General features: G+C 41.8%; 23 protein-coding genes, 1 riboswitch and 1 other annotated feature. Of the genes, 5 read left to right on the top strand and 18 right to left on the bottom strand.

All coding sequences use genetic code 11. The annotated features are described in order from the left end of the window. Window positions 1-27: 27 nt before the first annotated feature. Window positions 28-498, top strand: coding sequence for a nucleoside deaminase (locus NSQ70_RS06390; protein WP_008346184.1), 471 nt, complete (start codon window positions 28-30; stop codon window positions 496-498). A 76-nt stretch (window positions 499-574) separates the two neighbouring features. On the opposite strand, the gene NSQ70_RS06385 is transcribed toward NSQ70_RS06390, so the two are convergent. After that, window positions 575-991 (bottom strand): organic hydroperoxide resistance protein, encoded by a 417-nt coding sequence (locus NSQ70_RS06385; RefSeq protein WP_039170286.1) that lies wholly within the window; start codon window positions 989-991, stop codon window positions 575-577. Window positions 992-1,152: 161 nt separating this feature from the next. Here NSQ70_RS06385 and NSQ70_RS06380 point away from each other — a divergent pair, with 161 nt between their 5' ends. Next, the gene (locus NSQ70_RS06380) at window positions 1,153-1,599 is read left to right on the top strand and encodes a MarR family transcriptional regulator (protein WP_008346188.1); all 447 of its coding nucleotides are present in this window, start codon (window positions 1,153-1,155) and stop codon (window positions 1,597-1,599) included. Window positions 1,600-1,632: 33 nt separating this feature from the next. On the opposite strand, the gene NSQ70_RS06375 is transcribed toward NSQ70_RS06380, so the two are convergent. The 6 genes from NSQ70_RS06375 to purU all read right to left on the bottom strand — a co-directional run bounded on the left by NSQ70_RS06375 (window position 1,633) and on the right by purU (window position 7,202). After that, the gene (locus NSQ70_RS06375; protein WP_173407964.1) at window positions 1,633-2,061 is read right to left on the bottom strand and encodes an organic hydroperoxide resistance protein; all 429 of its coding nucleotides are present in this window, start codon (window positions 2,059-2,061) and stop codon (window positions 1,633-1,635) included. Window positions 2,062-2,237: 176 nt separating this feature from the next. Next, the gene (locus NSQ70_RS06370; RefSeq protein WP_008346190.1) at window positions 2,238-2,372 is read right to left on the bottom strand and encodes a hypothetical protein; all 135 of its coding nucleotides are present in this window, start codon (window positions 2,370-2,372) and stop codon (window positions 2,238-2,240) included. Then, window positions 2,362-3,498, bottom strand: coding sequence for a Rap family tetratricopeptide repeat protein (locus NSQ70_RS06365; RefSeq protein WP_024719625.1), 1,137 nt, complete (start codon window positions 3,496-3,498; stop codon window positions 2,362-2,364). The genes NSQ70_RS06370 and NSQ70_RS06365 overlap by 11 nt, the downstream gene beginning before the upstream one ends. A gap of 125 nt (window positions 3,499-3,623) precedes the next feature. Continuing rightward, window positions 3,624-4,871, bottom strand: a complete 1,248-nt coding sequence (locus tag NSQ70_RS06360; RefSeq protein ID WP_041092333.1) for a glutamate-5-semialdehyde dehydrogenase — start codon at window positions 4,869-4,871, stop codon at window positions 3,624-3,626. A 12-nt stretch (window positions 4,872-4,883) separates the two neighbouring features. Then, a complete protein-coding gene (proB, locus tag NSQ70_RS06355) occupies window positions 4,884-5,981 on the bottom strand; it encodes a glutamate 5-kinase (protein WP_156060684.1) in 1,098 nt (365 codons plus the stop codon). A 56-nt stretch (window positions 5,982-6,037) separates the two neighbouring features. Continuing rightward, window positions 6,038-6,256: a binding site (T-box leader), on the bottom strand. A 43-nt stretch (window positions 6,257-6,299) separates the two neighbouring features. After that, a complete protein-coding gene (gene purU, locus NSQ70_RS06350; protein ID WP_007498809.1) occupies window positions 6,300-7,202 on the bottom strand; it encodes a formyltetrahydrofolate deformylase in 903 nt (300 codons plus the stop codon). A gap of 163 nt (window positions 7,203-7,365) precedes the next feature. Between purU and NSQ70_RS06345 the strand changes: the two genes are divergently transcribed. Then, entirely contained in the window at window positions 7,366-7,551 is a 186-nt protein-coding gene (locus NSQ70_RS06345) for a hypothetical protein (RefSeq protein WP_024719622.1), read from the top strand. A 33-nt stretch (window positions 7,552-7,584) separates the two neighbouring features. Here NSQ70_RS06345 and NSQ70_RS06340 read toward each other — a convergent pair whose 3' ends face one another. Beyond that, a complete protein-coding gene (locus NSQ70_RS06340; RefSeq protein ID WP_017367096.1) occupies window positions 7,585-7,899 on the bottom strand; it encodes a multidrug efflux SMR transporter in 315 nt (104 codons plus the stop codon). Further along, window positions 7,896-8,225: a multidrug efflux SMR transporter gene (locus NSQ70_RS06335; protein WP_024719620.1), complete on the bottom strand. Its 330-nt coding sequence runs from the start codon at window positions 8,223-8,225 to the stop codon at window positions 7,896-7,898. Before NSQ70_RS06335 ends, NSQ70_RS06340 begins: the two co-directional genes overlap by 4 nt. Before the next feature lie 66 nt (window positions 8,226-8,291). After that, window positions 8,292-8,401: riboswitch (guanidine-I (ykkC/yxkD leader) on the bottom strand. 200 nt (window positions 8,402-8,601) lie between these two features. Here NSQ70_RS06335 and NSQ70_RS06330 point away from each other — a divergent pair. Beyond that, window positions 8,602-9,645, top strand: a complete 1,044-nt coding sequence (locus tag NSQ70_RS06330) for a trifunctional transcriptional activator/DNA repair protein Ada/methylated-DNA--[protein]-cysteine S-methyltransferase (protein WP_144666454.1) — start codon at window positions 8,602-8,604, stop codon at window positions 9,643-9,645. A gap of 18 nt (window positions 9,646-9,663) precedes the next feature. Here the strand turns inward: NSQ70_RS06330 and NSQ70_RS06325 are convergent, their stop codons facing one another. From NSQ70_RS06325 to NSQ70_RS06305, 5 genes are all read right to left on the bottom strand, one after another. Beyond that, window positions 9,664-10,209, bottom strand: coding sequence for a GNAT family N-acetyltransferase (locus NSQ70_RS06325; protein ID WP_039168722.1), 546 nt, complete (start codon window positions 10,207-10,209; stop codon window positions 9,664-9,666). Between the two features lie 16 nt (window positions 10,210-10,225). Next, window positions 10,226-10,714: a small multi-drug export protein gene (locus NSQ70_RS06320; RefSeq protein WP_007498817.1), complete on the bottom strand. Its 489-nt coding sequence runs from the start codon at window positions 10,712-10,714 to the stop codon at window positions 10,226-10,228. Window positions 10,715-11,023: 309 nt separating this feature from the next. Further along, the gene (locus tag NSQ70_RS06315) at window positions 11,024-11,776 is read right to left on the bottom strand and encodes a hypothetical protein (RefSeq protein WP_256689197.1); all 753 of its coding nucleotides are present in this window, start codon (window positions 11,774-11,776) and stop codon (window positions 11,024-11,026) included. A 4-nt stretch (window positions 11,777-11,780) separates the two neighbouring features. Further along, on the bottom strand, window positions 11,781-12,107 hold the full coding sequence (locus NSQ70_RS06310) for a PadR family transcriptional regulator (protein ID WP_017367090.1): 327 nt from the start codon (window positions 12,105-12,107) through the stop codon (window positions 11,781-11,783). A gap of 114 nt (window positions 12,108-12,221) precedes the next feature. Further along, complete coding sequence (locus NSQ70_RS06305; protein WP_135008979.1) at window positions 12,222-12,743, bottom strand: acyl-CoA thioesterase; 522 nt, start codon at window positions 12,741-12,743, stop codon at window positions 12,222-12,224. Window positions 12,744-12,922: 179 nt separating this feature from the next. Between NSQ70_RS06305 and NSQ70_RS06300 the strand changes: the two genes are divergently transcribed. Continuing rightward, entirely contained in the window at window positions 12,923-13,783 is an 861-nt protein-coding gene (locus NSQ70_RS06300) for a dimethylarginine dimethylaminohydrolase family protein (RefSeq protein ID WP_251210791.1), read from the top strand. Window positions 13,784-13,844: 61 nt separating this feature from the next. Here the strand turns inward: NSQ70_RS06300 and NSQ70_RS06295 are convergent, their stop codons facing one another. Genes NSQ70_RS06295 through NSQ70_RS06280 form a run of 4 tightly spaced genes read right to left on the bottom strand, consistent with a single transcriptional unit; the run spans window position 13,845 to window position 17,737 of the window. Then, window positions 13,845-14,813, bottom strand: a complete 969-nt coding sequence (locus NSQ70_RS06295; RefSeq protein ID WP_008346217.1) for an oligopeptide/dipeptide ABC transporter ATP-binding protein — start codon at window positions 14,811-14,813, stop codon at window positions 13,845-13,847. Then, on the bottom strand, window positions 14,803-15,720 hold the full coding sequence (locus NSQ70_RS06290; RefSeq protein WP_342502512.1) for an NlpC/P60 family protein: 918 nt from the start codon (window positions 15,718-15,720) through the stop codon (window positions 14,803-14,805). The genes NSQ70_RS06295 and NSQ70_RS06290 overlap by 11 nt, the downstream gene beginning before the upstream one ends. Continuing rightward, window positions 15,720-16,799: a dipeptide epimerase gene (locus NSQ70_RS06285; protein WP_335357762.1), complete on the bottom strand. Its 1,080-nt coding sequence runs from the start codon at window positions 16,797-16,799 to the stop codon at window positions 15,720-15,722. The genes NSQ70_RS06290 and NSQ70_RS06285 overlap by 1 nt, the downstream gene beginning before the upstream one ends. Next, a complete protein-coding gene (locus tag NSQ70_RS06280) occupies window positions 16,796-17,737 on the bottom strand; it encodes an LD-carboxypeptidase (protein ID WP_048002443.1) in 942 nt (313 codons plus the stop codon). The genes NSQ70_RS06285 and NSQ70_RS06280 overlap by 4 nt, the downstream gene beginning before the upstream one ends. Window positions 17,738-17,750: the final 13 nt, after the last annotated feature.

The following is a 17,750-nucleotide window of genomic DNA, read 5'->3' as shown; positions in this document are numbered from 1 at the left end:
AGTCAGTCGAACAAAGGGAGGAAGACAATGAATCACGAAGCTTTTTTACAACGCGCAATTGATCTTGCAGTAGAAGGAGTAAATAGTGGCACAGGCGGCCCTTTTGGAGCGGTCATTGTCAAAGACGGTCAGATTATTGCAGAGGGAAGCAACAATGTCACAACGAGTAATGATCCAACTGCACATGCAGAAGTGACAGCTATTCGAAAGGCGTGCCAAACACTACATACATACCAATTAGAAGACTGTATTTTGTATACAAGCTGTGAGCCTTGTCCAATGTGTCTTGGTGCTATCTATTGGGCTAGACCAAAGGCCGTATATTTTGCCGCTGGACACAAGGATGCAGCGACTTCTGGTTTTGATGACTCCTTTATTTATGAAGAAATCAATAAAGAATACGAATCAAGAAACATTCCATTTTACCAGCTGACCCTTCAAAAAACCCTCGCTCCATTTGAAGCATGGGACACATACGACAAAAAGAAAGAATATTAAAAAAAGACACCTGCTCCACAGCAGATGTCAGTAGATTCTTGAGAAAGGGCTAAATTTTAGCCCTTTTTTCTTTTCATTAGTCCGCCACTTCAAGCTCTACTTCGATGTTTCCTCTTGTTGCTTTTGAATATGGACAGAATTCATGTGCAGCCTCAACAAGCTCTTTCGCTTTGTCATGATCAAGCCCTTTAGCGGAAACAATCAGCTTCACGCCAAGTTTAAAACCGCCATCACTTTCATCTTTTAATAGACTGACATGTCCTTCTACTTCTGATTCAATTTCGACACCTTGCTTCTTGGCGACTTGTTCAAGCGCCCCTCCGAAGCAGGCCGCATAACCCGCTGCAAATAATTGTTCAGGATTCGTACCAGTTTCTCCATCTTTCTTTGCGTTTGGCATCACAATGTTGTGGTCAAGCACACCATCATCAGAACGAACATGTCCTGCTCTTCCGTGCTGTGCTTTTACTTTTGCAGTAAATAATGGTTTCATCTTGATCTCCTCCTTCTTCTACTTATACCTTTCACGTTCTATTCGTTGCTCAAACATTTATGGCACATTGAAGAATTTTTCATTTTTAGTCTGTATTTATTTTAAAAAGGAAGAAAATCTTATACAATGATAAGTATGACAAAAAATAGTTGGTGACAGATATGACAAATGAATTTGAACATATGAAGCTGGAAAATCAGCTTTGTTTCTTGTTATATGCAAGTTCAAGAGAAATGACGAAGCAATATAAACCATTATTAGAAGAGTTAAATATCACATACCCGCAATATTTGGCACTGCTTTTGTTATGGGAGCATGGGACATTAAATGTGAAAACAATGGGAGAGCTTTTATATTTAGACTCCGGTACACTCACACCTATGCTAAAACGAATGGAACAAAATGGACTCATCATCCGTGAACGTTCAAAAGAGGATGAGCGTTCGGTCCAAATTCGTTTAACAGAATACGGAGAAGCTTTACAAGAGAAGGCCACTTCGATTCCATTTCAAATGCTGTCTGGAACAGGCAGATCAGAAGAAGAGCTGAAAACACTTCGCGCTTCTTTACATGAGCTTCTGCAAAAATTAACACAATCAAAAGGCTGAGGGAATATTCCCTCAGCCTTTTTTTGATGTCTATTATTGAGCGACAGCTACTAATTCTACTTCAATGTTTCCTTGCGTTGCTTTTGAGTATGGGCAAACGCCGTGTGCTTTATGAACAAGTTCATCAAGTACAGATTGCTCAATTCCAGTTCCTTTTACTTCTAATTTAACACCTAGTTTGAAACCGCCGTCTGAACTGTCTTTGATTAAGCTTACATGTGCCGTTACTTCACTTTCAAAACGGATACGCTCTTGTCTTGCGACCATTTGAAGGGCTGAATCAAAACATGCAGAATAGCCCGCTGCGAATAATTGCTCTGGATTCGTTGCTTTCTCAAGCTTTTTCGCTCTTGGCGTTCCTGGCATTGCTACATCATGCTCTAGTACACCATCTGTTGACACAACCTTACCTTCTCTTCCTCCTACAGCTGATACCGTTGCAGTAAATAAAACTTCTGACATGAATATAACCCTCTTTCGCTCTATTAATATTTTCTACAATTTAATTGTACACAATCTAAATTCAAGAGTCAATGAAAAACACTCACTTTCATCTTTCCTCCATTTTTTATTTTTATGAATGTGCAACCTACGATGATTGAAGCGGTCAATAAAAAAAGCCCTTTAAAAAGGGCTTTTCAGATCGTGATATGCTGCGGATTCGGTTTTTCTAGCGTATGGTTTCTGTTATCGGGGTCGGCATTAGGTGATGTGATCCATAATGCCAAGATCGTGATGCTTGTACAGACGACTGCCCATTTTTTAAAATTCATATAAACAATCCCCTCTCTGAATATAGATACGAGCATGTTCCGCTTCCCCATAGAACATGGAAGATTTTTCATAATCCTCCATTTCATTATAATACTTTGCGGTGTCTAAAGCCAGCTCTTCTATATCTGGATATGCATAGGAAGATTCTAAAAAATGGAAAATCCGTTTAATATGCTCTGCATCTTGTCGTAAGTACAATGCTTCTAAAAAAATGGTCTTCTGAATATGAATGTCATCCTGCAGAGCTTCTGCTCGTTTCATACATTCTTCTCTGTAATATAATGCTTCATCGTTTTTACCTTGTTTGTATAAGATCTGAGCGGCTGTATAAAGAGGGTCTATCGATCGACGAAGATGATCAGATTGGTTTTGATCAAATAATGAGATGGATTCTTTCATTAAGTCGAGTGCGCGGTTCAAGTCTCCCATTCTGTAATAACTGTTGCCCATATTAAACAAAGAAGAAGCAATAAAACGCACATTCTGAAAGTCTCTTGATCTTGCAAGTGCTCTTTCGAGATGTGGCAATGCCTTTTCATGCCTTCTCATATCATCATAATTACCGGCTACAATAAATTCACACTGAATGGTACGAAGCGCATATAGTTCGTGCTGAATATAGACATCCAGCGCTAGTTTGGCATGGTGCATCGAAATGTGTGTTTGTTTCATGTGATAATATATTTCTGACATTTTAAAATGAAATTCTGCACGTTCAATATCGTCGGATACAAAAGAAAGCTTGTGCTCTGCCTTTTGATAGGACGATATGGCAGCAATGTACTCTCTCCGGCCGAACTCATACATGCCTCTGAAGAAATGATAGTAATATTCAAGCATGCCTGTGACATGCGTTTGATGCTCATCTATTTCTTTCGAAAGCTCGGAAAAGTTGGCGCGAAGCTTTCCTTCCTTTAATGGCTTTAAATAATCGAGCATGACCTCATGCCTGAATTCCATTAAAGAAAAATAGAGAAGCAAATTCTGATCTTCTTCCATTGAATCAAGAGAGGTGCGAATTTCCTGCTTTAACTGTTCTGCTTGTTCTGAATCAAATCTGCGGATTAATTCATACCACTTGTTGATTTTCACTCCAATATCCGAAGAGGGAATGATTTTCGCCATACGTTGCCTTCTCCAATCTTCTCAAAATATAAAACATTACCATATTTTATCATACTTGACCGAAGAAATACAAAAATGAAAGGAAAAAGAGAGCCTTGTGCGATAAGACTCTCTTTTTGGATGGGTTATTCTCTTATTTGTCCTTGACCACGAATGACAAATTTTTCAGAGGTTAGGGCTGGCAGACCCATTGGTCCTCTAGCATGCAATTTTTGTGTGCTAATGCCGATTTCCGCTCCGTAGCCAAATTCAAAGCCATCTGTAAACCGGGTAGATGCATTATGATACACAGCGGCAGCGTCAACGGCTGTTAAGAAAAGTGCCGCATGCTGCTCGTTTTCCGTAATGATCGCTTCAGAATGCTTAGAGCTATACATTTGAATATGCTGTATCGCCTCTTCCATGGTCTTGACGGTTTTAATACTGACAATCGGCGCTAAAAATTCCGTTTCAAAATCAGTGGTCGTCGCTAATGTGGCACTAGGTGCAAGTGCACATACTGCTTCATCGCCCCGTATTTCTACACCATGTGTCTGAAGTGCTTCAAAAAGCGAAGCGCCATGTTCTTTTGCCCATGTTTCATGAATGACAATGCTCTCAATGGCATTACAAACAGATGGTCTTTGTGTTTTCGCATTCAGAACAATTTGTTCAGCCATTTCTTTTTGGGCTGTTTCATCAATGTAAATATGACAATTCCCTGCACCCGTCTCAAGTACTGGAACAGTAGACTCTCTCACAACAAGATCAATTAAATGTTTCCCGCCGCGTGGAATAAGGACATCTAGATAGTCATTTAAAGTGAACAGGGTTTTAGCCGTCTCACGGCCTGTATCTTCAATCAATTGTACACTGTCTACGGGAATATCCGTTGGTTGCAGCGCTTCATGAATGACTTTCACAATCGCTTTATTACTATGAATGGCCGATGAACTTCCTCGAAGAATCACAGCATTTCCAGTTTTCAAGCAAAGAGTGGCCGCATCGACTGTCACGTTTGGTCTTGCTTCGTAAATCATCCCAACCGTTCCAAGAGGCACACGTACTTTTTCAATGAGAAGCCCGTTTTCTTTTTGAATGGTCTCTAATGTTTCACCAATTGGGTCTTTGAGCTGAATGAGTTGATGCGTAGCGTCTGCAATCGCTTCAATTCTCTCTTCTGTTAATGTAATTCTGTCGATCACAGATGGCGTGAACTCTTTGTCTATAGCCGCCTGAACATCTTTTTGGTTTTCGGCAATTAAATAAGCTGAAGATGCTTTTAATGCTTTTGCAATAGCGTCTAATGCAGCATTCTTTTGTTCAGTCGTTTTTAATAGCAACTGATCTTTGGCTGCGCTTGCCTTTTTTGCTTTTTCTAGAACTTCATTCATCGTTTTCCCTCCTCAGTTTTGTACGTGCTGAACCCAGTGATCTCGGTGAATGACTTCAGGTTTTTCATAAGAAAGCTCCTGACTTCGCATCCCTTTAATGCCAAGAAGCTCATCTGAATCATACAATGTTTGCCCTTTACCGACTAACCCGTTTGGACCAACAACTTCGACGACCTCTCCTTTAGAAAATTCACCAGCTACATCAATGACACCAGCTGGAAGAAGACTCCTTCCATTATGCAAAATCGCCGCCTCTGCCCCCGCATCAATCATGATCTTTCCAGAGACTGGTGAGTGGAATTGAATCCATTGGCGACGGTTATTGACTGATGATAAGTCTTGTTCACCAATATATGTGCCGTCCCCTTGACCAGCGAGAATGTGAAGAAGCTTGTCTTCCCCTGCACCTGTACCAATGAAGACTTTAACGCCAAGGGAGAGAGCTGTTTGTGCAGCTGAAAGCTTAGATTTCATCCCGCCTGTTCCAACCTTTGAACCCGTACTTTTCGCATATGAGAACAATTCATCTGAAATGTGAGTCAGCACATCAAACCGCTTCGCATCAGGATTCTCACTTGGATTGGCATCATAAATTCCGTTGATATCTGTTAAAATGATCAATTGGTCTGCATGAATTAAGCCACTGACCAGTGCTGATAACATGTCATTATCACCAAAGGTAAGCTCCTCGATGGACACAGAGTCATTTTCATTAATGATCGGTAAAATTTTTCTTTCGAGCAGTTCCATCATTGTTGCGTAAGCATTTCGATATCTTGTACGATCTGAAAAGTCATTACGTGTTAAAAGCATTTGTGCAGGCGTCATCTGAAACTGTGAAAATAGTTCTGTGTATTTCTGCATTAACAAGCCTTGACCTACGGCAGCAGCAGCCTGCTTCCCTTTTAAGGTCACAGGTCTTGACGGATATCCTAAACTGCCAAATCCCGCCGCAACGGCTCCTGACGAAATGAGAATGATTTCATGTCCTGCCTCTTTTAGCTTTGCAATGGCTTTGACATGATCCTGCATTTTTTGTTCATCAATGGCTCCCTTTTGCTCTGTTAATGAACTGCTACCAATTTTTATGACGATCCTTTGCTTTTTCATCATTGATTCCCTCCGCTATACCTTTCACCACATAAAAAATCCCTTTTTCTCCTTATGTAAAGGACGAAAAAGGGATTTTCCGTGGTACCACCTTCATTGAATAAGCATACGTCTGCTTATTCCACTCAACTCCTGTAACGCCAGGCATGCGCTTAGATTTTTCCTCTAAGGCTCAAAGGGTAGGTTCAGCAGCTGTCTGCGGCAAATGTTTCAGCATGTCATTTGCTCTCTTTACACAGCAGGTCCTGCTTACTATTCCTTCTCAACGCTCGTTAATTTTTTTATATTATCACCAATTGCTTTAGAAAAGTCAAGCGGTCAATTAAACACAATCGTTTTATTCTCATGGACAATGATTCGATCTTCCAGATGCCATTTGACAGCTCGGGCAAGCACACTGCGCTCAATCGTGCGGCCAATATTTTTTAATGCCTCTGCATCATCTCTATGATCTACCCGCTCAATATCCTGTTCAATGATTGGCCCTTCGTCTAAATCATTGGTGACATAATGGGAAGTCGCGCCAATTAATTTGACTCCCCGCTCGTATGCCCGCTTGTATGGGTTTGCACCGATAAACGCTGGCAGGAAAGAATGATGAATATTAATGATTTTGTTCGGGTGCTGTTCGATAAAGGCTGGCGTCAAAATTTGCATGTATCTAGCAAGCACAACCGCATCAATATCATATTCTTCTAATAAGGCAAGCTGTTGTTTTTCTGCATCTTGGCGAATGTCTTTATTTGCTTTCACGAAGTGGAATGGAATGCCGAGTGCTTCGACTGTATCTTTTGCCGTTTCATGATTGCTGATGACAACCGCTATTTCAGCCATTAAATTACCGCTTTGCCATTCCCATAAAAGTTCATGTAAACAATGAAGCTCTTTGGACACAAAGATTGCCAGCTTTTTTAGATCACTTGCACGCGACATGCTCCATGTCATGTGAAATGATTGCGCAATTGGCTCAAAACTGCTTTTCAATTGATCTAAGTTGGCAGAAATGTCTTTCCAATCAAATTCAATTCTTAAAAAGAACCGGCCGCTCTCATGATCTGTTGTGTATTGACTAGATTCAATGATGTTTGCTCCATGTTCAAATAAAAAAGTAGAAACAGCTGACACAATACCAGGCTGATCCGGGCAGCTGACTAAAAGCCTTCCTTTTTGCTCATGCTTTTGTCTGTGTAATTCAAGTTTCTCTGTAATCAATGTTCTCATGTCTTATGACCTCATTTACGTTTTTCATTCTAATGAAATATTATACTGGACTGGAAACAGAAAAAGCAATTAAGTGGCGTATTTTTTATTGAATATTCATTCAATTCTGCACCTGGCGTGATATAATATGAATAGACCTTTTATCACAAAAGGAGTGATGGAGATGAAAAGCATGACTTTGTTTGGTAAAGTGAGCTTTTGGCTCGGCATCGTATGTCTAATCACGGGCATTTATCTATTTATGACCGGAGAAAGACTCATTCCTTTACTTACATTTGGTGTATGTTTTCTGCTTGTGAGTCAGCTTTACCGCAAAAATGAAAACGATTCCAATCATCATTCGATGTAGCAAAAAGGCTGGCTCATGTTTGCCAGCCTTTTCTTATTCAATGATTTTTAACCCGACCGCTGCTGATAAAATGAGTGCGATAAAGAAAATACGTTTTGCGTCTTTCGACTCACCATAAAACAACATCCCAACAATCGCTCCTCCAGCTGCTCCGATTCCTGTCCAAATCGCATACGCCGTTCCCATCGGAATTGTATTCATCGCAAGAGACAGCATCAGAAAGGAAAGCGAAAATCCAGCTGCTATGAAGAAAATCCATTTGACATGGCGATCTTTCTGGAATTGATTCATCATGGTGACACAAAGCATTTCTAAGATGCCTGCTCCAATGAGTAAAAGCCAGCTCACGATTCAGCCTCCCCTTTCTTTTCACCTGTGGTCAATTTGAGTCCTAATACACCGCTTAAAAGCACCATGATCAAAAGTAATTTTACTAGCTGTACCGGCTCACCCATGACCATCCCTACTATAACCGTACCGGCTGTTCCAAGTCCGGTGAAAACGGCGTAAAGTGTGCCAACTGGAAGTACCGTCGTGGCTTTTAGGAGTAAATAAAAGCTGACGACAATACAAACGATGGTTGCGCTCCATTCCAATATAGAGCCAGCATATTTCAACCCCATTACCCAGCCAACTTCAAATACGGCTGCAATCAAAACATTTCCCCATTTCATTCGATCTCTTCCTTTCTTACCGATTCCAAGCAATAAAAAAAGCCCGGAAATCGATCGTTTGATCAAATCTCCCGGGCTTTTATCCCTCCGTGTCCATACGGTCTATTGTCTAGACCCTATGTGTTTTCTCTCGGTCCAGACTGCGCTGCCCGCACGGAACCCTAGAAAACCAATTCATGATAATCAGATCTAGCATACAGCCGATTCTGTATGAAAAAGTGTATCACACCCTGATATGCCGGTCTACCACTTTGCTTTTCCCCTTCAAATATACTTGTTCATTTTTCGAAAGAAAGTGGATGAAAGCGAAGTATACTAAATGTTAGAAAGAGGAACGACCACATCACTGATATAATAAAACAAGAGGTGGATTCAAATGATGATGACCGACGAACAAAAACACGAATTTTATCAAGCACTTGTTGATAAGAATCCGCAATATGACGGCACGTTTTTTGCTGGTATTAAAACAACCGGCATCTTCTGCCATGCCACGTGCACTGCTAGAAAACCAAAATATGAGAACTGCGAGTTTTTCTTTACAGCAGAGGAGGCGCTGCTTGCAGGGTATCGGCCGTGTAAGCGATGCACGCCTTTAACATATCCTAACAGCATTCCAGAAGAAGTCAAAACACTTGTATCAGCAGTTGAAGAGAGCCCTGAGAAACGGTGGAAAGAAGAAGATTTTCGCCAATTAGGGATTCACTCTGCAACAGCTCGGAGAAAATTCAAAGAAATCTATGGAATGACCTTTGTTCAATATGCTAGATCACGCCGAATGGGGCTAGCGTTTAAAGAGATTCTGAACGGAAAAAAAGTCATTGATCAGCAAGTCACCTTCGGTTATGAGTCTTCCAGTGCCTTCAATGATGCCTTTACGAAAATCATGGGAAATCCACCCAAAAAGGCGCAAGTCAATATTTTGCATGCGAATTTTATTTCTACTCCGATTGGGCGGATGATGAGCATTTCAGATGCAACCCATGTGTATTTGCTTGAATTTATGGACAGGCGAGGATTAGAAAGAGAAATTGAGAACATCAGAAAAAAACATCATGCCCGTATTTTAGTTGGAGAAACAAACGTTCATCAGCAATTAGCAAAGGAATTGGCCTTATATTTTGACAAGAAACTCACGCAGTTTACTGTGCCACTTGCTATACAAGGCACCCCTTTTCAGAAAAGGGTATGGGATCATCTATTACAGATTCCGCCAGGCGAAACGAGATCGTATAGAGATCTTGCCATCATGCTTGGCGATCCCCATTTGGTTCGGGCAGTTGGAAATGCAAATGGTGCCAATCAGTTGGCCATCATCATTCCTTGTCACCGAGTCATTCAAACAAGCGGTGAACTTGGCGGATACGGCGGGGGAATCGAACGAAAGAAATATTTACTTCAGTTAGAACAGCGTCTATAAAAGAAAAAGCGGCTCTCCTTATGATTCAAGCGAGCCGCTTTTTCCGTCACGAGTAACACTGTAAACATCAATCATTTGATCCCATTTTGAAATGGTTTTTTCTTTTTTCATCCCCATTTTCATTGCGACCTTGACTGACGCTTCATTGTCAGGGCGAATTAAGCTGACCATTCGTCTCACCTTCATTTCGTCAAAACCATACGCAAGACAGCCTTTTGCAGCCTCAACAGCATATCCTTTTCCCCATGCCGATCTCTTTAGCATATAGCCAATTTCAAGCTCTGTTTGTCCTTCGACGTTTTGGAGAACAATTCCGCTTTGTCCAAGTGGTTCTTTCGTTTCTTTTTCTTCAATGATCCACAGAGATGTATGGAATGTGCGGTCATTCTTTTGATTCCAAGCAATCCACTCTTTTGTCTGCTTTTCATCCTTTAGTGAAGGATAATACTTCATGACCTCTTCATCTTGGAACAGCTTTTCATATAAAAAAGGCGCATCGTCTTCATCCATTGTTCTCAGTCTGAGACGCTCTGTTTCGAGCACGATCCGTGTTTGATGTGCCATTTTTTATCCCCCCTGCTTACTTGCTAAAAATATCTCCGAACAACCCATTTGAATCTGGGGCAAAGTAATGGAACCCCGCACCCGTTAAACTAGCAGCTAATGCGGTCCACATGATTAAACTGACCGTCATCCACACAGTGACTTGTTTTCTTTTCGTCCCGAAGCTCATACACATAAAAGCCGCTAAATGACTGCCAATGATAAAAGGACCGATAAGTGCCAAACCAGGGAGACCGTACCGTTCCCAAACCTTTCTGGCTTTCAGCTGTTTTTTCTCTCCTTTTTCATCATGTTTCTCCTCTTTCCTCTTCAGCCACCACGCTTTAAATCGGTCCACGAAGACGATGAGTAGCAAGACGGTAAGAAAGTTGCCGACGAATCCAATAACTGCCGTTGTCACAGGATGCAGACCACTTAAAATCCCCAGCGGAACGACACCAACCACTTCAAAGAAAGGTAAAGCAGCCAATATAAAAACGAGTACATACCCCCATACAATATCCAATCACAGAACCCCTTTTCATTTTTGTCCTCTTCTCATTGTAAAGAAAAATGTGATCCCATATCTACATTTTTTTAGAAAAAGAAAAGCACATCGCAAGTGATGTGCTCCAGATTGTTGACAAAGGGCTAAAATGAACTTGATTTTAGCCCTTTGTCTTCTTTTCAGCGTGATAGAAAACCTTTGCAGTCTAGGAAGGACGAGTACTGGCGCGGAGCGAATTTGACATTCGTGAGCACCGGCACGCAGGACTGACAAAGAATGCGAGGGTTTGTCTACACGCTGAAGCACATCGCAAGTGATGTGCTCTATCTACATTAAATGTTCATTTTTCTTGTTTGTTTTCTGTAAAAAAGCGATTGTGAGCAAGACTAAAATCACAATGGATACCAGACTTGTGAAAAGAAGCATGAGAGGTGATGTCCATCCAAGCCATTCGAATAGGAGTTGCGGTCCAAAGAAGATCACCGGAATGAGCGACACCATATTGGCTTTTAAAATGGCATTTAATAAGACAATACACAGTAGCAACAGAAGAATGACGCCCCATCTTTGGCTCGAGGTCAGCACAAGTAAAGGAGTACCAAGTTTTTGGTCCAATAATTTCACTGTGATCAAGGCTGTCATCTGAAAAACACCTAATATCCAAAAGTAAAAGAATGCCCTCCTGCTTGTTTGAAAGGCAGAAGCCCTAAACATCACAATGGTCATGATCACATTGGCCACTATGATTAGCGGATAACCAATGAGTGCATACCAAGAATATGATAAACTTTGACTGATGGCATCTGCTAACATCATGTAAAAAAGAGATCCAATTAAAAAAGCACTGACAAATGGAACCCAGTCTTTATGATTTCTAGAGAGCTCTTTTGCTAGCTCGTCAGCAAAGCCCCGTGGATCTCCGCCAAATACATCTTCCCCTGTTTTCCCTTCTTTCTCAGCTTCGACAGCATGTGTTGTTAATTCATCCATCACCTCGTCGATCTCGTCCTGATTTTTCCCTTTTGATATGAGATAGAGTTGCAGCTCTAATAAGATGTGTCTCGTTTCTTTTGTTACCATCTTCTCACTTCCCTTTATGTAATAATCGCTCTACATTCCCTGACAGCTCATTCCATCGCATGGTAAAATCCGTCAGCGCTTCTTCGCCTCTTTGTGTGAGCGTATAGTATTTCCTTTTCGGCCCGCTCGCCGATGCTTTTGTGGACGTATGAACCAGTTGTTCTTTTTGCATGCGCAGCAAGATCGGATAAATACTACCTTCACTAATTTGATCAAACCCATAGTGAGCAAGCTTCTTTGTCATTTCATAGCCATAAATTTCACCTTCAGAAATAATCGACAGCAGGCATCCTTCTAAAATTCCTTTTAGCATTTGTGTTGATTGTGTCATCATCGATCCTCCGCTTTCAGTACCTTGCATGACAAGATAGTTTGATCTTACCACACACTATCTTGCCATGCAAGATACCGACTCAGAAAAAAATCACCGCTTAAAGGGTGATTTTTAGGCCCAAGGCTTATCCGTCCCAAGTGCGTCAGCCAAAGCTTTACTATGCTTCCGGCGGCTTTTTCTTTCCTCTGCCCGCTGCTTCGCTGTTTGATGAAGCATGATTTCTTCCTCTGTTTCCGGCATGACTTGTGGAACTCGTTTTGGCTTCCCGCTTTCATCAAGCGAGACAAAGGTAAGAAATGAAGTTGCTGCGAGTCTGCGCTCTCCAGACATCAAGTTTTCCTTAATGACTTTGACGAATACTTCCATAGAAGATGTGCCGACCCATGTCACATAAGATTCTAAGCAGACGGACTCTTTCTGTCCAATCGGCTCTAAAAAATCAACTGAATCCATTGATGCGGTGACTGTTTCACTACGGCTGTGTCTTGCTGCCGAGATGGAAGCAATGTCATCTATATAACTCATTAATTTCCCGCCAAATAACGTTTGGTGGTTATTCGTATCGAGGGGGAATACCCTGCTGGTTTTCACAACTTTCGATTCCTTGCAGTATTTGAAATTTTCTTCACTCATCGTCATAGCTCCTTCTTGCTGTTTTCGTTGATGCGGAACGACTTTTATTAAACACTATTCTATTAGGTTTGTCTAAACTTTTTGCTTTAGTCTCTCATGAGAGATTTTCTTTCGGAAATGTTTCAACATTTACTAGAAGGAGGAATAATATAACTATCGATAAACAAGGAGGCCCTTTGATGGATTCTATGAAATCAGAGAAAGTGTATAAAACGCCGCAATGTATGAGTGAATATGATGATTTACAAGAAGTCCTCTTATGCAGTCCAATTTATATGGAAATTAAACAGATCATCAATGAAACCCAAAAGCATTTTGCAAGAGAAAATATTTCTCAAATCAAAGCCCTCACGCAGCATAAGCAATTCATCCAAACGCTGAAAAACCATCATGTCCGGCCTGTCCTTCTTCCTGCAAATGAACGTTTCCCTGAACAAGTCTTCACTCGGGATATTGGGTTTACAATTGGACAAACTTTATTTGTTTCAAACATGGCAGCCCCTGTCAGACAAGGAGAAGAACATTCTTTAAAAGAATGGGCACAGACAAAAGGATGGACAACCATCACGCTGGATGATGGAACGATTGAAGGCGGCGATGTGCTTGTAGACCAAACCCGGGTATTTGTGGGGATTAGCAAAAGAACAAATCTAGCCGCCATCCAGCAGCTCAAAAAAGAACTGCCGAATCACGACATCATTCCTATTCATCTTCCTTCTCACATTTTGCATCTTGATTGTGTGATGAATATTCTTTCTCATCATGAGATCTTGATTTACCCTGAAGCTTTTACGGAAAAGGATCTTCATATGCTCAAAAAGCATTATGATCTCATTGAAATAAGTGAGCAAGAGCAGTTCACACTTGGACCAAATGTGTTGTCCATTGGTCAGAAAAAAGTCATCAGCTTACCAATCAACCAAAAAACAAATGCTGCATTAACAGCCCGCGGCTACACCGTCATTGAAGTGGATTTTTCAGAAATCATTAAATCCGGCGGCTCTTTTAGATGCTGTACATTACCTATTAGGCGTTCATAAAAGCCAAAAAGCCAGCTTGTCTACTCGCTGGCTTTTTAAATGCTTACCTTCTTCCCTCTATCTATTTCCTATCATATAAATGACAAGCCACTTCATGTCCTTCTTCGACTGCTTGTAATACTGGCTTTTTGTCCGCACATACATCCATTGCAGCAGGACATCTTGTCCGAAATACGCAGCCGCTTGGCGGATTCACTGGACTTGGAATTTCTCCCTTTAAAATAAACCGCTTGCGTTTATCTTCCACATCAGGATCTGGAATCGGGATAGCAGACAGCAATGCTTGTGTATATGGATGAAGCGGTGTTTTATATAAAGCATCACTGCTGGTCATCTCCACGAGATGTCCTAAGTACATGACACCGATTCGATCGCTAATATATTTAACCATCGATAAATCATGGGCAATAAATAAAAACGTCAATCCTTCTTCTTTTTGCAGTTTTTTCAGCAAATTCACGACTTGAGCTTGAACGGATACATCAAGTGCAGAAATCGGCTCATCTGCCACGATAAACTTTGGCGATAAGGCGAGTGCTCTAGCAATCCCTATTCTTTGCCTCTGACCTCCGCTGAATTCGTGAGGATAGCGTGTAGCAAAATCATGACTTAGCCCCACCGCTTCAAGCAGTTCCTTCACACGCTCGAGTCTTTTCTTTTGACTGCCATACAATTGGTGGATCTCCATCGGTTCTAGCATAATATCTTTTACAGAGAGCCTAGGATTTAAAGAAGAATACGGATCTTGAAACACCATTTGAATTTGCCTATTGAAATCAAATGATTCTCGGTTCGATAAGTGATGGAGACTTTTCCCTTCATACAAAGCTTCACCTTCTGTCGGGTCATAAAGCCGCATGAGTACTTTTCCAAGTGTAGATTTACCGCAGCCTGACTCACCAACAAGACCAAAGGTTTCGCCTTGTTTCAGCTGAAAGGTGACACCATCTAATGCTTTTAACGTTCTTCCTTTCGATAGATGAAAATGCTTTTTTAAGTTGTTGACTTGCAGAAGTGGTTCACTTCCCATCACATCTCCCCCTTTCAGCTTTCAAATACCGCCTTGTTCCTGCCCATTCCTGTTCATATGAAGTACCAGAAAGAGAAAGAAGTTCAATCTGTCTGCCCGTTTTAGGCGAGTGAAGCATCATGCCATCTCCAGCATACATCCCTACATGGCGAACTGCTCCCTTCCCATTGTCATTGGCAAAAAACATGAGATCACCTGGCGCCAAATGGTTTGATGCGACTGGAGTTCCTTGAACTGCTTGGTCACTTGCGTCTCTCGGTAATAAACATCCACACGCTTTGTACATGCTGTAAACAAAACCCGAACAGTCGTAGCCATAGCTGCTCATGCCGCCCCACAAATATGACAGTCCAATAAATTGTTTTCCTATAGCTAAGACATCCTTACCGCTCATAGAAGAAGGTGATGAAGCACGGCGCACATCTTCTTTTTTGATTTCTCTTCTTCCTACTGGAGTCAGAACATCAAAGGAATCGCTCATTTCTTCAACAGGTGCTAGTTCTGTTAAAAAACTAACCTCCATATCCGGTGTTCCGTTTTGATATAAAACCGCTTTTTTTTGACAAACAATCAAGGGACTAGCAGGTGGTTCACTCTCTGATACTTCATTTAATTGCTCTACAGGGATATAACCTGGATAGCCTTGCGGGTGTTTCCGGCTTGTCTGCTGCGGGATGACAACTTTCATCCAGCCATCTGTTTCCTCCAGCCCAATGACTCGTTCGCCAAGTAGTACTTGGGTTTGAATAAGGTTTTCTTCACATAAGGCCAATTTCTGTTCATATGTTTGCTCATCAATCCATTCTTTGATCTGGACGGAACTTTGAAGAACGTGTCGATCTATTTCTCTCGGCGACTGCGGTGCTGTCCATATATTTGCGACTGGAACCTTTGATTCATATAACATCATAAGACCCCTTTCACTCTTTGAATGCCTAACCCATGATGCGGCGGAAAGAGAATATCTTTTCCTTGATAGATAATTCCTCCGTCTATTAAGTCCTCTTTTAGCATAAGCGGCGCATCAAAATCGTAACGGGTAATATTCGGTTGGCTTGCAGCAAGATGAGCGGCTGCGGTAATCCCTAGTTTTGATTCGATCATACTGCCAACCATGCACTTGACGCCGTATGCTTCTGCTAAACTATTGATTTTCAGCGCTTTTTTGATACCGCCTGTTTTCATTAATTTTAAGTTGATGAGATCACAACTTCTCGTTTCTAACACCTTGATGGCATCATGGAGGCTAAAAATACTTTCATCTGCCATAATTAATGTGTCTGTTGCTTCCGTCACCCGGCGCAGACCCTCGATGTCTTCTTTAGGCACTGGCTGCTCGACTAGTTCAATATCAAGTGCCTCCATTTTTCGAATGGCGACAATCGCTTCCTTCCATGTCCAGCCTTGGTTGGCGTCAAGCCTGATTTGAATATCCGGCCCGACTTTTTCTCGAATCCGTTTGATCCGCTGAATATCCGTATCTATATCATCTTTTCCCACTTTGATCTTTAAGGTACGAAAGCCTTCAGCTGCATATTGCTTCGCATCCTCTGCCATTTCTAGCGGACGGTTGACACTAACCGTGTAATCCGTTTCCAGCTGATCACGATAACCACCAAGATATTGATAAAGCGGCAGGCCAGCCTGCTTCGCTAAACCATCATAAATCGCCATATCTGTTGCAGCCTTTGCACTCGTATTTCCTACAAGTACACGGTCGATCGCTGAAAAGATTTGTTCATATTGTGACAATGAGGCCCCAATCAAGAGCGGCCTCATCACAGCGCAAATAGCATAGTCGATGCTTTCCAGTGTTTCACCTGTAATGACCGATGTCGGCACTGCCTCTCCATAGCTGACATCACCTTGATCATAGGTGATGATCACAATAAGAGATGCGGCGTCATACACCGTTCTTAATGCTGTTTTGAAAGGCTTCTTTAGCGGTACACTCGTTCTGCATGTGCGAACATCTACGATTTTCATTTAATCGCCTCTTTCGCTGCAACACCTGGGGAAATATGCAGTTTTTTCCCTGTAGCATCTAATGTAGCCTGCACGCCGATTGGAATGGCGAAGTTTGGAGAGGAATGACCGATCCGAAATCCGCCAAGTGCAGGTTTCTGTTGCGGGACAATATACGTCTCCCATAACTGATCCAGCGTTAACGACTGCTCTTTCTTTTTCGGCTCACATTGATGAAAATCACCAATGATAAATCCCGCCGCATCATGTAATTTTCCTGCAGATGCTAAGTGCTGCATCATTCGATCGATTTTATATGGTTCTTCGTCAATATCTTCTATCAATAAAAGCTTCCCCTTTGTATCAATTTCAAAAGGTGTACCAAGTGTCGTGACAATAAGGGCAAGATTTCCTCCGGTGATTTCGCCTGAAGCCGTGCCATGATAAAAAGTGTGAAGAGGTGACAGGTGGTTCGTATACGAAAAGGCTTTCGGAGTGAATAGCTGTAAAAAGGTATCCTTTGTATACGGATGAACCTCTTCAAGTCCCACATCAGAGGAGAGCATTGGACCATGAAAGGTGACAAGACCCGTCTGCTGCTGAATGGCTGTATGTAAAAACGTAATATCACTGTATCCCCAAAAGATTTTTGGGTTCCGGCGAATCAAGTCATAATCAATGGCTTCTGCAATTCTTCCTGTTCCGTATCCTCCGCAAGCACAAATCACTGCCTTCACGTCTGGATCTTGAAACATGTGATGAATATCTTCCACTCGTTCATGATCATGAGCTGCTAAATAACCATACCGGGAGTTGATATACTTCCCCTTTTTCACCTTTAGCCCTAAGCTTTCTAAAAAAGAAATACCTCTTGCTAATTTCAGCTCATCTGGCGGGCTTGCTGGTGCAATGATTCCCACTGTATCTCCTGTTTGAAGTGCCACTGGCAGATGGTTCATGCCAATCCCCTCT

Origin of the sequence: Bacillus sp. FSL R5-0397, from assembly GCF_038593395.1 — a bacterium.
Lineage (GTDB): Bacteria > Bacillota > Bacilli > Bacillales > Bacillaceae > Bacillus > Bacillus altitudinis.
This window is presented reverse-complemented; position numbering and strand designations above follow the sequence as displayed.

Bases quoted from the DNA above. Each gene is read 5' to 3' on its own strand.
- NSQ70_RS06390 (WP_008346184.1), top strand. From the start codon at position 28: ATGAATCACGAAGCTTTTTTACAACGCGCAATTGATCTTGCAGTAGAA.
- NSQ70_RS06385 (WP_039170286.1), bottom strand. From the start codon at position 991: ATGAAACCATTATTTACTGCAAAAGTAAAAGCACAGCACGGAAGAGCA.
- NSQ70_RS06380 (WP_008346188.1), top strand. From the start codon at position 1,153: ATGACAAATGAATTTGAACATATGAAGCTGGAAAATCAGCTTTGTTTC.
- NSQ70_RS06375 (WP_173407964.1), bottom strand. From the start codon at position 2,061: ATGTCAGAAGTTTTATTTACTGCAACGGTATCAGCTGTAGGAGGAAGA.
- NSQ70_RS06370 (WP_008346190.1), bottom strand. From the start codon at position 2,372: ATGAATTTTAAAAAATGGGCAGTCGTCTGTACAAGCATCACGATCTTG.
- NSQ70_RS06365 (WP_024719625.1), bottom strand. From the start codon at position 3,498: ATGGCGAAAATCATTCCCTCTTCGGATATTGGAGTGAAAATCAACAAG.
- NSQ70_RS06360 (WP_041092333.1), bottom strand. From the start codon at position 4,871: ATGAATGAAGTTCTAGAAAAAGCAAAAAAGGCAAGCGCAGCCAAAGAT.
- proB (WP_156060684.1), bottom strand. From the start codon at position 5,981: ATGAAAAAGCAAAGGATCGTCATAAAAATTGGTAGCAGTTCATTAACA.
- purU (WP_007498809.1), bottom strand. From the start codon at position 7,202: ATGAGAACATTGATTACAGAGAAACTTGAATTACACAGACAAAAGCAT.
- NSQ70_RS06345 (WP_024719622.1), top strand. From the start codon at position 7,366: ATGAAAAGCATGACTTTGTTTGGTAAAGTGAGCTTTTGGCTCGGCATC.
- NSQ70_RS06335 (WP_024719620.1), bottom strand. From the start codon at position 8,225: ATGAAATGGGGAAATGTTTTGATTGCAGCCGTATTTGAAGTTGGCTGG.
- NSQ70_RS06330 (WP_144666454.1), top strand. From the start codon at position 8,602: ATGATGATGACCGACGAACAAAAACACGAATTTTATCAAGCACTTGTT.
- NSQ70_RS06325 (WP_039168722.1), bottom strand. From the start codon at position 10,209: ATGGCACATCAAACACGGATCGTGCTCGAAACAGAGCGTCTCAGACTG.
- NSQ70_RS06315 (WP_256689197.1), bottom strand. From the start codon at position 11,776: ATGGTAACAAAAGAAACGAGACACATCTTATTAGAGCTGCAACTCTAT.
- NSQ70_RS06310 (WP_017367090.1), bottom strand. From the start codon at position 12,107: ATGACACAATCAACACAAATGCTAAAAGGAATTTTAGAAGGATGCCTG.
- NSQ70_RS06305 (WP_135008979.1), bottom strand. From the start codon at position 12,743: ATGAGTGAAGAAAATTTCAAATACTGCAAGGAATCGAAAGTTGTGAAA.
- NSQ70_RS06300 (WP_251210791.1), top strand. From the start codon at position 12,923: ATGGATTCTATGAAATCAGAGAAAGTGTATAAAACGCCGCAATGTATG.
- NSQ70_RS06295 (WP_008346217.1), bottom strand. From the start codon at position 14,813: ATGGGAAGTGAACCACTTCTGCAAGTCAACAACTTAAAAAAGCATTTT.
- NSQ70_RS06290 (WP_342502512.1), bottom strand. From the start codon at position 15,720: ATGTTATATGAATCAAAGGTTCCAGTCGCAAATATATGGACAGCACCG.
- NSQ70_RS06285 (WP_335357762.1), bottom strand. From the start codon at position 16,799: ATGAAAATCGTAGATGTTCGCACATGCAGAACGAGTGTACCGCTAAAG.
- NSQ70_RS06280 (WP_048002443.1), bottom strand. From the start codon at position 17,737: ATGAACCATCTGCCAGTGGCACTTCAAACAGGAGATACAGTGGGAATC.